This is a genomic window from Tenacibaculum aquimarinum, from assembly GCF_022478115.1.
Lineage (GTDB): Bacteria > Bacteroidota > Bacteroidia > Flavobacteriales > Flavobacteriaceae > Polaribacter > Polaribacter aquimarinum_A.
Map to the genome: position 1 here is coordinate 177,714 of NZ_JAKGSC010000003.1, position 13,149 is coordinate 190,862.

The following is a 13,149-nucleotide window of genomic DNA, read 5'->3' on the forward strand; positions in this document are numbered from 1 at the left end:
TTTAGAAATAAAAGATATTGAAATAAAAAAAGCAAACTGAAAAGTTTGCTTTTTTTATGCGTTGTTTTAACAAATCATTAATAAACGAGTTTGCCCATTTTTTTCTTTTGGCGCTCGATGAAGACAAGGAAGTACTTTACTTTCTGGATGATCAACTGCCAATTTCCAAAGATTACCAAGTCCTAAATTAATAGGAACTGCATCTGGTTTTGCTTGGTAATGTAGGTCAAAGAAATACTCCGTTAAAAAGGATTCAAATCCGTCTTCGTTTCCATCGTACAATTCTTTAAGCTTATTGCGTATTTCAGGAATGAGTATTTTTTGTGTTGCTTGTGAGTTGGATAAAATATCACTCGATTCTCCATGATACGTGCATAAAAAAGTATCAGTTGGTATTGGAGAACGATCTACATGAAAAGAATACACATCGGTTGAAAAAAATGAAGGTGTATCATCTCTCTCATAACATTTTATTAGATTCAGCACTGGAGAAGCGCCATGATCTTTTAAAACTTCCATATCATTTAAAAGAATTTTACGAGCTAATGCTCCTTGTTCGCTTAATTGAATCTCTCTGAGTTCTTCTAGATTTACTTCTGTTATGTTTTCATTTAAAGTTACTTTTTCAACAATTTCAGAAAAATCTCCAACTAATTTACGAGACCAACAAATTGCATTAGTTTCTCCTTGAAAAGGTGTAGCAATAAGGTCTTTAAAATTAGAAACGTTTTTAATTTGATTCTCAATTATCATAATAGTTTACAACTTTAATGTTGAATTAAATTTGGAGTAAATAAAGTGTGTTTGGAGATGGTGGGTTTTTTTATAGTTTATTTTGAAGGCTCGCTAACGGTCTTGGCTATGAGTAGTTGCGTGGATTAGCACTTAACTTTACAAGTACACAACAAACTGACAATCTGTGAGGATTTTCAGAAGTAGGTGAGAACAAGCAATCACTTATAGCCATTATTGGACAATCGTGTTTTTAATTCAATATTAATTTCGATGATACTACTTTGGTGCTTTCAAAATTTACTTTTATGAAGTATAACCCTTTTCTAAAATCAGATACATTAATTTTTATATCAGAGGTATTAAAAACATTCTTATAGTAAATCCGTTGACCTAAAGCATTATAAAATTCAATAGACTTAACTTTTTCAGAGATATTAGATTTAATATTTACAAAAACAGTTGCTGGGTTTGGATATATTGATATTTCTTGTTCGAAATCAAAATCTGTAAGGCTCAATGTACCTATCTTAAATTGATAAGTATCTGAATAGATTATATTTCCATTATTAGTAGCAACTAATCTATAATAATAAGTCTCATTAGGTAATGGGTTATTGATTAAGCCAGTTATCAAATTAGTATTATAACCGAAAGCATAATTTGGCATTCCTGCAACTGACGAACCAAAACTGTCTGTAAGTCCATATTCGAAATAGATATTTGTTAAATAAGCACCATAACTATTAATTAAGCCTTTTAACTCTAAAGAATTTGCTTGAGTTTCTTCTATTGTTCCACTAACTATTATAATATCTCCTGAAAAATTAAAAACTCTTTCTTCACTATAAATGACTTCTCCATTATGCATTGCCTTTAATCTATAATAGTAATTTGAATTTGTATCTAAGTTAGTTATTGTAGCACTAACATAGTTTGAACTGTTAGCGTTAACTTGTGAAGGATTGGTTGAAATATTGTTTACGTAATCAATAGTTCCGTATTCAAACACGATATTAGTAATGTCTTGACTATAAGAAGTTAAATATGCTGATAATGTAACATCTGTTCCGTTAATATTTGGACTATAAAGATTTATATTGAACTCTGGATAAGTTGTAAAAGATAGAATATCACCATAAATTTCGTCTCCTTGATGTGTTGCCTTTATTCTATAGAAGTATTGTGTTTCAGGTTCTAAATTAATTAAACTTGCCGTAACATTTTCTGTTGTATTTCCTAATACAGATGTAGGTGTTCCGTTTAAAGTACTATTAAGAATATCAGAACTAGTTCCGTATTGAAATTCTACATTTGTAATGTCATATCCATTAGAAATTATAATACCTGAAATATCCGCAGTAGTTGATGAATAGTTATAAGTGAAATTTGTTGTTATTTCATAATCAGGAAGTGTTGTGAAGCTTAAAATTTGACTAGAATTATTATTTGAATTCTGTGTTCCTGTCAATCTATAGTAATATGTTGTGTTTGGTTCTAAGTTTATTAAATCAATAGAAGTATTTAAAGATTCATTTGCGTCAACTGTGCTTGGTGTTGTAGAAATAATATTGCTAAAAGAGTAATCAATACTATATTCAAACTGAATATTTGAAATAGATTCTCCATTAGAAGTAGCGTTACCAGTTAAGTTAGCATTAGAATTAGATATATTTTCAGCAGGATTAATGTGTAAAATTATGGGTTCAAATTCTACATCACTTCTGTATATTTTGCCATTTGTTCCTGCTGTATAGATTTTGTCATTAATAAGTTCAATTGAGTTTATAGTATATTGTTGGGTAAGATATTCCCAACTTATTCCTCCATTTTCTGTTTTGTAAAGCTTACCATCTTCATCTGCTATGTAACCAACATTTTTTGAATAAAAATTAACTTGCGTGTACCATTCGTATGGGATTTCTAACTCTTCCCAGTTAGTTCCTCCATCATTTGTTTTATAAATTAAACCTTGGTCTCCAACAAAATACCCGTTATTTTCATCTACAAAATGAAAAGTATTAATGTCTTCACCTTCCAGCTCAAAGTTTATATTCCATGTGTCTCCACCATCAATAGTTTTGTACATAGCACCGTAATAATTTCCTATGCGATTACCATAACCAACCAAGTCATTTACAAATTGTATATGGCCAAATTTCTGATTAGAAACTTGAGTCCAGTTAGCACCTCCATCAACAGTTTTCATTACTTTTTTCGAGTTAAAACCACCAGAAATAAAACCAATGTTTTCATCAAGAAAAAAGATGGAAGTTATACCTTCATCAATAATATCGTAACCATTATTTAAAGCTATCCACGTTACTCCACCGTCTGTAGTCTTAAAAACATGTCCACCGTATGTGCTAGCTGTTGTTGCATAACCTATGCTTTCGTTTACAAAAGTGAAATCACCAGCAAGAACAGAAGTTCCAAGACTTAATGCCCCGACTAAATTCCAATTATCTCCACTATCAGTTGTTTTATAAAAATAACTTCCCGATTGCGCATAGCCTATATTACTATTTATAAATTGTAATTGACGAAAATCATTATAATTTTCTGAATGCGGTGTCCAAGTATTACCACCATCTATAGTTTTAATAATACGACCACGAGCACCAGTAGCATAACCAATATTATTGTCTTGAAAATAAATGCCATACATAGAGGTATTGTAAACAAATCCATTTTGAAAAAAGATTTGAACCCATGAAGTACCACTATCATTTGTTTTATATGTTGCTCCATGGTCACCAGTTGCAAAGCCATTATTCTCGTCTAAAAAATGAAAATCGTAAATAGCTTCTCCCGGTCCTGAAATTTCTACCCAAGTTTCACCAGCATCAGTGGTTTTATACATGTCGTCATGCTCTCTTGTTGCAAAGCCTATGGTTTCATTTACAAAATAGACAGTAAAAAAATCTGAAGGAAATATATTAGTGCTTTGCGTCGTATACCAATTTTGTCCACCATCAATAGTTTTTAATATTGTTCCACCATTGGAAACAGCATGTCCAACTAAAGAACTGGTAAAAGATGTTTTGTTTACTGCAGAATTTGGAATACTCAAAATTTCCCATGTAGTTCCACCATCATTAGTCTTTACGATACTATTAGAAGTTGACAATATAATATTGTTATCATCAATAATATTTACAGTATTAAAACTGCTATTAAATCCTGTAGATATTTGATTCCATGATGTTCCGCGGTCAATAGATTTTAAGACGTATCCGTAGTTTCCAACAATATAGCCAGTTGCATTGTAGAAACTCATATCATTTCCACTAGAGATATTTTGTTTTTTTACCCATGTGTTACCAGTGTCTAGAGTTTCTAATAATTCATTAGACGTAATAATGTATCCAATATTATTTGTGACAAAATGAACATCTTTTCCTGTATTAGCAGTTGGTTTTGGGTTTAGCAATTCCCAATTTGTTTGAGAGTGAATTTTATTTATGCATATAATAATACAAAATAGGATAAGTAGATTTTTTTTCATTTCAATTTATTAATTTAATTATTCAATTTGTCTAGCATGTTGCCCAATGTTAGTCTGAATATACGTCGTTTTAATGACTTAATTTAACCTTAGCGAATTTACCAAAAATAAGTTTAGAAACAAATTCAATTATCTGTCAACATAAACCCAACCTGTTATGGTTTCTGTTTTTCCGTCGTTAAAAACTAAGGTGTTGAAATAGGTTGCAGAAGGCATGTTTTCTTTTGAATTTAATAGTTTTCCACGCCAAAGGTCTTTGTTGTTATTTTCTTTAAAAATAAGCTTTGCAACTGTTAAATAAGGATTATCATATGATAATAAGTATAGAAGTGTTTTAGTGATTAATTAATGAGTTTTTACTTGTTTTTTAACACAGTACTTTGTTAGCAATGGTTATTTATTTTGTATTATTTATGGTCAGAATTAAAGCCAGGGTTAAATCTTCTAGAGATGTAAACTTTGAATTAATAACAATTATTTTTTAAAAACTGTCTGAGTTAAAAAAATATTATTAATTTGGTATTTAACAAGATATATTCCTTGTTTTAAAGATGATATATTTAATCTAATGTTGTTTTTATTTGGATTCTTAGTAAGTAATAAACGCCCTTGAAGGGAATATAATTTCAAAATCTTAATCTTATTGAATGCATTAATGTGTAAAATATTGGAGGTAGGATTTGGGTATACAGAAACGGATTGTTTTTGATTCAAATTCTCTAAACTTAAAGCTTGTTGTAAACTATATATTTTTACATGACCGGACATAAAACCATTTACATTAGTATTACCGGACCCTCCAATAGCTATTTCCTCACCATTTGATGATAAACTTACAGAACTTCCAAAACCATTATATGAACCTTCACCATCAATATTTTCTCCTATTTTGGACCATTCCTCTTCGTTGTACTTATAAACACGGACATGACCAGAACCATCACCATTATTACTATTACTTGAAGCTCCAATAGCAACTATATTTCCATCGGAAGATATACTGACTGAATTACCAGAATAATCATTTTCACCCTCTCCATCAATATCAATTCCTAATTGTACCCAATTATTCGAAATGTTTTTATAAACTCTGACGGTTCCATTATAGTTAGAAGAGCTTGAATTATCTTCTCTGTTATGTGTATCCGAAATAGCTATAATCGTTCCATCAGATGATAAACTCAATGAGCCGCCGAAATCACCTCCTAAAATATCTCCAATAATGTTTGAACCTACCTGTTCCCAAGAATTTCCGTTAAAACTATAAACTTTAACATGTCCAGTATTATCACCCGCACCATTTCCATTGATAGCTCCAGTAGACAATATGTTACCATTAGAGGATAAACTGACCGAGGCGCCAAAATAGTCAAATTGATTTTCTCCATCTATATCGTCTCCAATTTGCTCCCAAACATCACCGTTATTTTCAAACACTCTTACATGACCTGTTTGATTTCCATTTACATCATTATTAGGTGCACCTATAGCTATTATTGAGCCATTTGATGACAGACTGATAGCTAGTCCTGAAGTATCCCCAGATTCTTCTCCTTCAATATTACTTCCTATTTGGGTCCAATTATCATTGACATTTTTGAAAATTTTAACGTAACCAGGGTTATTACTGTTTGCATTTGAGTAAGGCGCTCCAATAGCAATAATAGTACCATCTGATGATAAGCTTATTGATTTTCCAAAATTATCGTTTGCATTTTCTCCGATAATATTATTACCTATTTGAATCCAAACTCCATTTAAATTTCTAAATACTCTAACATTACCTGAAGAAGAGCCATTTTCACTATTAAAAGGAGAACTGATAGCAACGATTGAACCATCTGAAGAAAGTTTTACAGAATAACCTGAACGATCCATCGGAGCTTCTCCAAATATAGTATTTCCAATTTGATGTTGTCCATAAAATAATAGTGAAAAATGTAATAGTAATATTGAGATTATTTTTCTTTTCATGATTTTTAGTTTAATGGTATATATCATTATTTTAGTAATACTTGAATTGTTGCCTTCTTTGATCATATTCCGAGATTTAACTCGATATATAATAGTTGCGAAGTTAACCCAAAACAATTTTAAACACAAGCAAAATCACCTCACAACATAAACCCAACCTGTTATGGTTTCTGTTTTTCCGTCGTTAAAAACTAAGGTGTAGAAATAGGTCGCAGAAGGCACGTTTTCTGTTGAGTTTAATAGTTTTCCACGCCAAAGTGGTTTGTTGTTATTTCCTTCAAAAACTAATTTTCCGTAACGGTTGTAAATAAATATTTGATAATCGGTATAAATGTTTTGCAAACCTGTAATTTCAAACTGATCGTTTACACCATCTTCATTTGCTGAGAATATATTGTAAATAGTAGGCGGACAATTATATGTTCTTATTTCAAAGGAATTGATAACATAACAGTTGGTGTTTATGTTCTGAGTTTTTACAAAAATTGTTTGCGGATTGCTGTTGTTTGTGTAATCAATAATTGGGTTTATGGAATTGGTTTCAGCCAATAAATCTTCTTCCGAAGGATAAAAAGTAAACGCTATTTCTGGTGGATAATTTTCTTCCAAATACTGTAGTGTTTCAGAAAAATTAAAATTTCCTTTTTCGAAACCGAGATTACAGGTTTCTAAGTTTTGTAATTCAATTGTATTTGGAGGTTCTGGATAAGAGATTTCTATGGAATCTGAATTATTATCATCATTAATTTCTAAGACTTCGTTTTCTTCATCTACAATAATTGTTAGGGTAAAATCGGGCAGTAAATCTGTAGGAATTATAACAATTATTTCAAAGTATTCAAATTCATCAATTAAAATATCTTCAGAAGTAAAAAGTGTTTCTAAAAGAGTTGCATTAGCGTAGATGTTTATAGGAGTATTTGCAGGTAATAATTCGGTGCTATTTTCATTTTTAACAGTAAAATTTAGTTGTGCAGTTTTGGCTGAACAGTCTAACGGAGTTACGTTATCAATAGTTACTGTTGCATCAGGTAATTGACTGTTTAGTTTTGTGACAACGGTATTTATCATTACAAAATCTTGCCCAGAAGTTAGTTGAACTGTTGCGCTTGTATCACCTGCGGAAATGTTGTTTTGAATATCATAAAAATCCATGTCCATATTGTACAAATCGGTTTCGCCTGTAAAACTATTTGTTCCGTTGAAAGCGTTGTTTGCTGGATTTAATGGCGGATTGGAAATTAAATTTCCATTCACAAAAAGCGATTCGTTTACACTTAAACCTCGATCGCCTTCCCAAGCGAGAAAGCCAATTTTTGCATCAATATTATCAATTACATTTAAGTTGTTTAACGTGATGTTTAACTCGTTTGGAACATGCTGTAAACCGTCATAAATATTAATTTGATTCAGTTCTAAATCATCGTTTTTATAGACAACTAAAATAGACCAACCAGCAAAATTGGTTGCATTTGGGCAATAATCTGCTATAACATCGCTAACATCTAATTCCGATAAGGTGTAATTACCGTTTCCTGTTTCTAAAACGTGTTCTGTTACATCAGCAAAAGCACTAAAAAAGTTAAGATTTCGGGTTTCTAAGGTGTCTCTAAAAATACGAGTAACGTTTATAATACTGTCGTTTAATTTTACTTGAAAATCGCCATCTCCTGAACCTGCCCAATATAAATAAGCAGATTTAATTTCGTCTTCTGGAAGTAAAGTAAGTTCTGCGCTTGATGAAGTGTTTATTTGGCAAATAGAAGAGAGTCCGTTTTCTTGCAAATTCATGGTGTTGCCGAACATTGTAAAATCTAAACGACCACCAAATTGACTAAATAATTGAACATCTTGCGCGTTAATTTTTATCCAACTTAAAAGTGCGATAAAAATTAAAAGTTTTCTCATTTTGCTTTTATTCCGATTGAATAAAAATACAAATTATTTTACTTTAAAGATTGGCAAACGTAAATGCGCTTTTTCGTAATGTTCCGTTTGTTTGTAAATCCAGCGTAATTGAGCGCCAGCATTTTTTGCAAAACCTACATCTGAAGTTAATTTTTCTTCAAACTGTTTTTTTATTGAAGGATTTTTAGTTAAAAATTCTTCAGCAACATCTTCAAAGACATAAGAAGAAAAACCTTCTTTTTGTTGTAAAATTGTATCGAAAAAATTCCAGTTAAAAAATGAATCTGTAGCTTCTGCTTCTAATGTTTCTAAAACATAACGAATACCATTTTGATTTGTAGGAATATATAAATCTCCTTTCTTAAAAGTAATTTTTTCTTCGGAAGCTTTTACGGTTGTATTATAATGTAAATAATGGCCTTCGTAGGCTTGTTTTCTGGTTTCGTAGTTGTCAATATGGTTTACTTCAACCAATAAAGTTGTATCGTTTTTAAAACGCGTAAACTCAATTTTATTGGTAGTTAATCGATCAATGATGTTTTTCCAACCTTGTTGTAAAATGTAGGCTTCAGGAATTGTAACTTCTTTAGTTGCTACAAAGTTGTTGTAATAGTTTACCTCCTTTTCAAACGGTTTAGATTTGTCGTAAAACAATCTTTTCCCTGTAGTAACTTTACTTTCAATATAAGTTCCTTCGTATCCTTTAAAGTTGAATTGTGTTGGGTTTTCTCCATCAATTTTATATGTAATAGGATACGTTTTGTTTTTCAGAATTTCGGAAGTTGCATTTGCGCGTAATTCTTTAATTTCGGTAGATTTTTCTTCGGAAAAGTCAAGCGCAGATAGCATTAATTCATAGGTTTGCTCAACGCGAATTTTATACGGTTTTAACATGTGTGTTTCCACCATTAAACCAAAAGTATTAAACAAAGTTGTGTAGCCTGTTGAATATCTTGGCGAATCGAAAAATTGTGACCAACCTTTATCTGGAGTTGAACCCCAAACATTAACATAAGGCGTAATATCAATATTTTTTGTTGCTAAAGACTGCTCTAAAGCAGGACGCATTTCTTGCTCTAAAAATGAGCCTAATTTTCCACCTAATTTGTTGTGTTGTGTAAATAAATGTGTAATTGCATATTGATAATCTGCGCCATTGCTAACATGATTGTCAATGAAAACATCAGGATTTACTGTATGAAAAATTTCTGCAAATGCTTTAGCATTTTCTGTGTCTTGTTTTATAAAATCTCTGTTTAAATCAAAATTTCTTGCGTTTCCTCTAAAACCGTATTCTTTTGGTCCATTTTGGTTGGCTCTTGTATGTGAATTTCTATTTAAAGAACCGCCAATGTTATAGACCGGAATTACACAGACAAGTGAGTTTTTATATGCTTTTTTCAGTGAGTCATTTTTAACAATGTCTCTAAGTAATAACATGGAAGCGTCAATTCCGTCTGATTCTCCAGGATGAATTCCGTTATTGATTAAAATTCTGTTTTTAGATGAATTTTTAATGTCCTCTAAATTTGTTTTTCCATCAGCATTAAAAACCACTAAATGTAGCGGGTTTCCAGAATCTGTTTTGCCCATTTCAAACAAAGAAATATCAGTATAGCTTTCAGATAATGCTTCATAGTATGAAATTACTTCCTTGTATTTAGGAGTTTCCGTTCCGTTAGATTTTTCAAATAATGTTGTAAAATCATGTGTTATTTTTTTATCCTTAGAACAAGATAAAAGTGAAACTAAAATGGTAAAAAGAAGTAGTTTTTTCATAATTTAAACTCTAACAGCGGTTGGAACTAAGCTTGTGTAATCTCCATGGTTTCTAATTACATCTCTAACAATTGAAGAAGATATGTAACTTTTACCAGAAGAAGTTAGTAAGAAAACGGTTTCAATTTCAGAAAGTTTTCTGTTGGTGTGCGCAATAGCTTTTTCAAATTCAAAATCACCAGGATTTCGTAAGCCTCTTAAAATAAATTGTGCGTTTTGTTCTGCACAAAAGTTAACGGTAAGTCCACTGTAAGTAACTACTTTTACTTTTGGTTGATCTTTAAAAGTTTCTTCAATAAATTTTTTGCGTTCTTCTAAAGAGAACATGTATTTCTTATCAGCATTTATTCCGATAGCAATAATTAATTCATCAAAAAGAGTTATACCTCTTTCTATAATGTCAACGTGACCTAAAGTAATTGGGTCAAAAGAACCTGGGAAAATTGCTCGTTTCATAATTGTTAGTTTATTGCCATTTTTATAGCATTATCAAATAATTGTGCTAAAGAAATTCCAGCCTCTTTAGCTTGTTGCGGTAAAATACTTTCTTCGGTTAAACCTGGAACGGTATTCATCTCTAAAAAATGAGGAATTCCTTTTACCAATATATATTCTGAACGAGAAAATCCGCTCATATTTAAAATTTCATATACTTTTTTTGCAATTTCTTGTACATTCTTTTCTTTTGAAGGAGCAATTCTTGCGGGTGTAATTTCTTGCGATTTTCCTTCGTATTTAGCTTCGTAATCAAAGAAGTCGTTTTCTGTTACAATTTCTGTAATTGGTAACACTTTTGTTTTTCCTTCATATTGAATAACACCAACCGAAACTTCAGTTCCGTCTAAGAAACTTTCAATTAAAATTTCACTGTCTTCTGCATATGCTTTTTCTAAAGCTGGTAAGATTTCTTCCGCAGTAAAAACTTTTGAAATTCCAAAGCTAGAGCCTGCATTGTTAGGTTTTACAAAACAAGGTAAGCCAACTTTGTCTATAATTTGTTCAACAGAAAAAGCATCACCTTTATTAAGATATACTGAAGTTGCGCATGGAATTCCGTAGTTTTTTACAACACTTAACGTATCTCGTTTATTAAAAGTCAAAGCCATTTGATAAAATGGGGCAGAAGTGTGCTTCATTCCAAGTAAATCGAAATACGCTAAAATAGTTCCGTTTTCTCCAGGAGCACCGTGAATTGCGTTAAAAACACAATCAAAAGTTATGTGTTTATTGTTGATTACTGTGCTGAAATCATCTTTGTTTATTGGAAATTCATTGCTGTTTTCATCTAAAACAACCCATTTGTCTTTTAAAATGTGAACTCTGTATGCGTTGTACTTTTCTTTTTCAAGATGATTGTAAACAACGTTTCCGCTTTTTAAAGATATTTTTACTTCAGAGGAAAATCCTCCCATTATAATGGCAATATTTCTTTTCATTTTCAGTTGATAAAGTACAAACTTAGCAAAAATTACGTTCACAATTTTGCTAAGCTGTTTTAAAGTTAAATAATGTACATTTGTACCGCTACAAAAAACAAGAAATGAGTATCGTAAATTTTATAAAAAGTAAAACATTTTTTAAGCAAATAGCTATTGCCGTAGTTGGTTTATTGTTATTTGTGTTTGTGTTAAAATTTTGGTTAGGTGTAACTACAAATCATAATCAAAAAATACAAGTTCCTAATTTGCATAAAATGTCTTTAGCAGATGTTCAGCAAAAATTAGAAGAACTAGATTTAGATTTTATAGTAATAGACTCTGCTAGTTTTAATCCAGATTATCCAAAGAAATCAGTTATTGAGCAAACGCCAGAAGCAGGTGGTTTTGTAAAAGAACAACGTAAAATATACTTAACGTTAAATCCGTCTAAATATAGAGATGTTACTATTCCAGATTTAAATGGAAGAACAAAAAGACAAGCAACTTCACATTTAAGTTCTATCGGATTTAAAGTTGGAGAAAACTATACTTGGGTTGGCGGAATTGGTAAAAACGTAGTTCGTGGTTTAAAATACAAAGGAAAACGTATAAAAGCAGGAGATAAATTACCTAAAAATTCTGTAATCGATTTAATATTAGAAGACGGTAATAGATAGATTTCAGTTATCAGTTATCAGTTATCAGTTATCAGTTATCAGTTATCAGTTATCAGTTATCAGTAGCGGTTTGCTATGCGGTAAAAAACTAAATTTTATGCAAGAAAATACTTCTTCAGAAATAGAAAACAACGATCTTTTTGAACACTATAATTTTACTGCTGCAGAAGGTCAAGAGCCTTTAAGAGTAGATAAGTTTTTAATGAACTTTATAGAAAGTGCAACTAGAAATAAAATACAACAAGCGGCAAAAGCGGGTAATATTTTAGTGAATGATGTTGTTGTAAAATCGAATTTTAAAGTAAAACCAAACGATGTTGTTCGTGTTGTTTTAGAATATCCGCCAGTAGAAACGGAAGTAGTTGCTGAAGATATTCCGTTAGATATTGTCTATGAAGATGATGCTTTAATGGTGATAAATAAACCAGCCGGAATGGTTGTGCATCCAGGACACGGAAATTATACAGGAACGTTAGTAAACGGATTAATGCATCATGTAGAAAATTTGCCGACAAATTCTAATGAACGTCCAGGTTTAGTGCATAGAATTGATAAAGATACAAGTGGTTTATTAGTTGTTGCTAAGACAGAATCTGCAATGACACATCTTTCAAAGCAATTTTTTGATCGTACAACCGAGCGTTTATATTACGCACTTGTTTGGGGTTATGTAGATGAAGATGAAGGTACAATTGAAGGAAATATTGGGCGTAGTTTTAAAAACAGATTGCAAATGGATGTTTTTCCAGAAGGCGATTTTGGAAAACACGCAGTTACGCATTATAAAGTACTAGAGCGTTTAACGTATGTAACGTTGGTGCAATGTAAATTAGAAACAGGAAGAACACACCAAATTAGAGCGCACTTTAAACATATTGGACACACACTTTTTAATGATGAGCGTTATGGTGGAGATGCTGTTTTAAAAGGAACTACGTTCACAAAGTATAAGCAGTTTGTGCAAAATTGTTTTAAAGTTTTACCAAGACAAGCTTTGCATGCAAAAACACTTGGATTTACACATCCAACAACTGGAGAGTTTATGCAATTTAACTCTGAAGTGCCAGAAGATATTACTGCTTGTTTAGAAAAGTGGAGAACGTACTCTGAAAATAGTGTTCAGTAGGTGAAATTTATATTCTAAACAAAAAAT

General features: G+C 31.2%; 10 protein-coding genes. 2 read left to right on the plus strand and 8 right to left on the minus strand.

The annotated features are described in order from the left end of the window. Nucleotides 1-66 precede the first annotated feature (66 nt). The 8 genes from L1S33_RS08960 to L1S33_RS08990 all read right to left on the minus strand — a co-directional run bounded on the left by L1S33_RS08960 (nucleotide 67) and on the right by L1S33_RS08990 (nucleotide 11,337). A complete protein-coding gene (locus L1S33_RS08960) occupies nucleotides 67-753 on the minus strand; it encodes a hypothetical protein (protein WP_240562071.1) in 687 nt (228 codons plus the stop codon). A gap of 232 nt (nucleotides 754-985) precedes the next feature. Continuing rightward, nucleotides 986-4,240, minus strand: a complete 3,255-nt coding sequence (locus tag L1S33_RS08965) for a T9SS type A sorting domain-containing protein (protein ID WP_240562072.1) — start codon at nucleotides 4,238-4,240, stop codon at nucleotides 986-988. 129 nt (nucleotides 4,241-4,369) lie between these two features. Continuing rightward, on the minus strand, nucleotides 4,370-4,582 hold the full coding sequence (locus tag L1S33_RS13235) for a T9SS type B sorting domain-containing protein (protein WP_394801769.1): 213 nt from the start codon (nucleotides 4,580-4,582) through the stop codon (nucleotides 4,370-4,372). Nucleotides 4,583-4,714: 132 nt separating this feature from the next. Then, nucleotides 4,715-6,214 (minus strand): T9SS type A sorting domain-containing protein, encoded by a 1,500-nt coding sequence (locus L1S33_RS08970; RefSeq protein ID WP_240562073.1) that lies wholly within the window; start codon nucleotides 6,212-6,214, stop codon nucleotides 4,715-4,717. A 135-nt stretch (nucleotides 6,215-6,349) separates the two neighbouring features. Beyond that, the gene (locus L1S33_RS08975; protein WP_240562074.1) at nucleotides 6,350-8,122 is read right to left on the minus strand and encodes a T9SS type B sorting domain-containing protein; all 1,773 of its coding nucleotides are present in this window, start codon (nucleotides 8,120-8,122) and stop codon (nucleotides 6,350-6,352) included. Nucleotides 8,123-8,155: 33 nt separating this feature from the next. Continuing rightward, nucleotides 8,156-9,901 (minus strand): M14 family metallopeptidase, encoded by a 1,746-nt coding sequence (locus L1S33_RS08980; protein WP_240562075.1) that lies wholly within the window; start codon nucleotides 9,899-9,901, stop codon nucleotides 8,156-8,158. A 3-nt stretch (nucleotides 9,902-9,904) separates the two neighbouring features. After that, on the minus strand, nucleotides 9,905-10,357 hold the full coding sequence (gene coaD / locus L1S33_RS08985; protein ID WP_240562076.1) for a pantetheine-phosphate adenylyltransferase: 453 nt from the start codon (nucleotides 10,355-10,357) through the stop codon (nucleotides 9,905-9,907). A 5-nt stretch (nucleotides 10,358-10,362) separates the two neighbouring features. Then, nucleotides 10,363-11,337, minus strand: coding sequence for a D-alanine--D-alanine ligase (locus tag L1S33_RS08990; RefSeq protein ID WP_240562077.1), 975 nt, complete (start codon nucleotides 11,335-11,337; stop codon nucleotides 10,363-10,365). Between the two features lie 104 nt (nucleotides 11,338-11,441). Here L1S33_RS08990 and L1S33_RS08995 point away from each other — a divergent pair, with 104 nt between their 5' ends. Continuing rightward, complete coding sequence (locus L1S33_RS08995) at nucleotides 11,442-11,996, plus strand: PASTA domain-containing protein (protein WP_240562078.1); 555 nt, start codon at nucleotides 11,442-11,444, stop codon at nucleotides 11,994-11,996. A 97-nt stretch (nucleotides 11,997-12,093) separates the two neighbouring features. Continuing rightward, entirely contained in the window at nucleotides 12,094-13,122 is a 1,029-nt protein-coding gene (locus tag L1S33_RS09000) for an RluA family pseudouridine synthase (RefSeq protein ID WP_240552794.1), read from the plus strand. Nucleotides 13,123-13,149 lie beyond the last annotated feature (27 nt).

What these genes read in the sequence shown, in the direction of transcription:
- L1S33_RS08960 (WP_240562071.1), bottom strand. Translation starts at nt 753, where the DNA reads ATGATAATTGAGAATCAAATTAAAAACGTTTCTAATTTTAAAGACCTT.
- L1S33_RS08965 (WP_240562072.1), bottom strand. Translation starts at nt 4,240, where the DNA reads ATGAAAAAAAATCTACTTATCCTATTTTGTATTATTATATGCATAAAT.
- L1S33_RS08970 (WP_240562073.1), bottom strand. Translation starts at nt 6,214, where the DNA reads ATGAAAAGAAAAATAATCTCAATATTACTATTACATTTTTCACTATTA.
- L1S33_RS08975 (WP_240562074.1), bottom strand. Translation starts at nt 8,122, where the DNA reads ATGAGAAAACTTTTAATTTTTATCGCACTTTTAAGTTGGATAAAAATT.
- L1S33_RS08980 (WP_240562075.1), bottom strand. Translation starts at nt 9,901, where the DNA reads ATGAAAAAACTACTTCTTTTTACCATTTTAGTTTCACTTTTATCTTGT.
- coaD (WP_240562076.1), bottom strand. Translation starts at nt 10,357, where the DNA reads ATGAAACGAGCAATTTTCCCAGGTTCTTTTGACCCAATTACTTTAGGT.
- L1S33_RS08990 (WP_240562077.1), bottom strand. Translation starts at nt 11,337, where the DNA reads ATGAAAAGAAATATTGCCATTATAATGGGAGGATTTTCCTCTGAAGTA.
- L1S33_RS08995 (WP_240562078.1), top strand. Translation starts at nt 11,442, where the DNA reads ATGAGTATCGTAAATTTTATAAAAAGTAAAACATTTTTTAAGCAAATA.
- L1S33_RS09000 (WP_240552794.1), top strand. Translation starts at nt 12,094, where the DNA reads ATGCAAGAAAATACTTCTTCAGAAATAGAAAACAACGATCTTTTTGAA.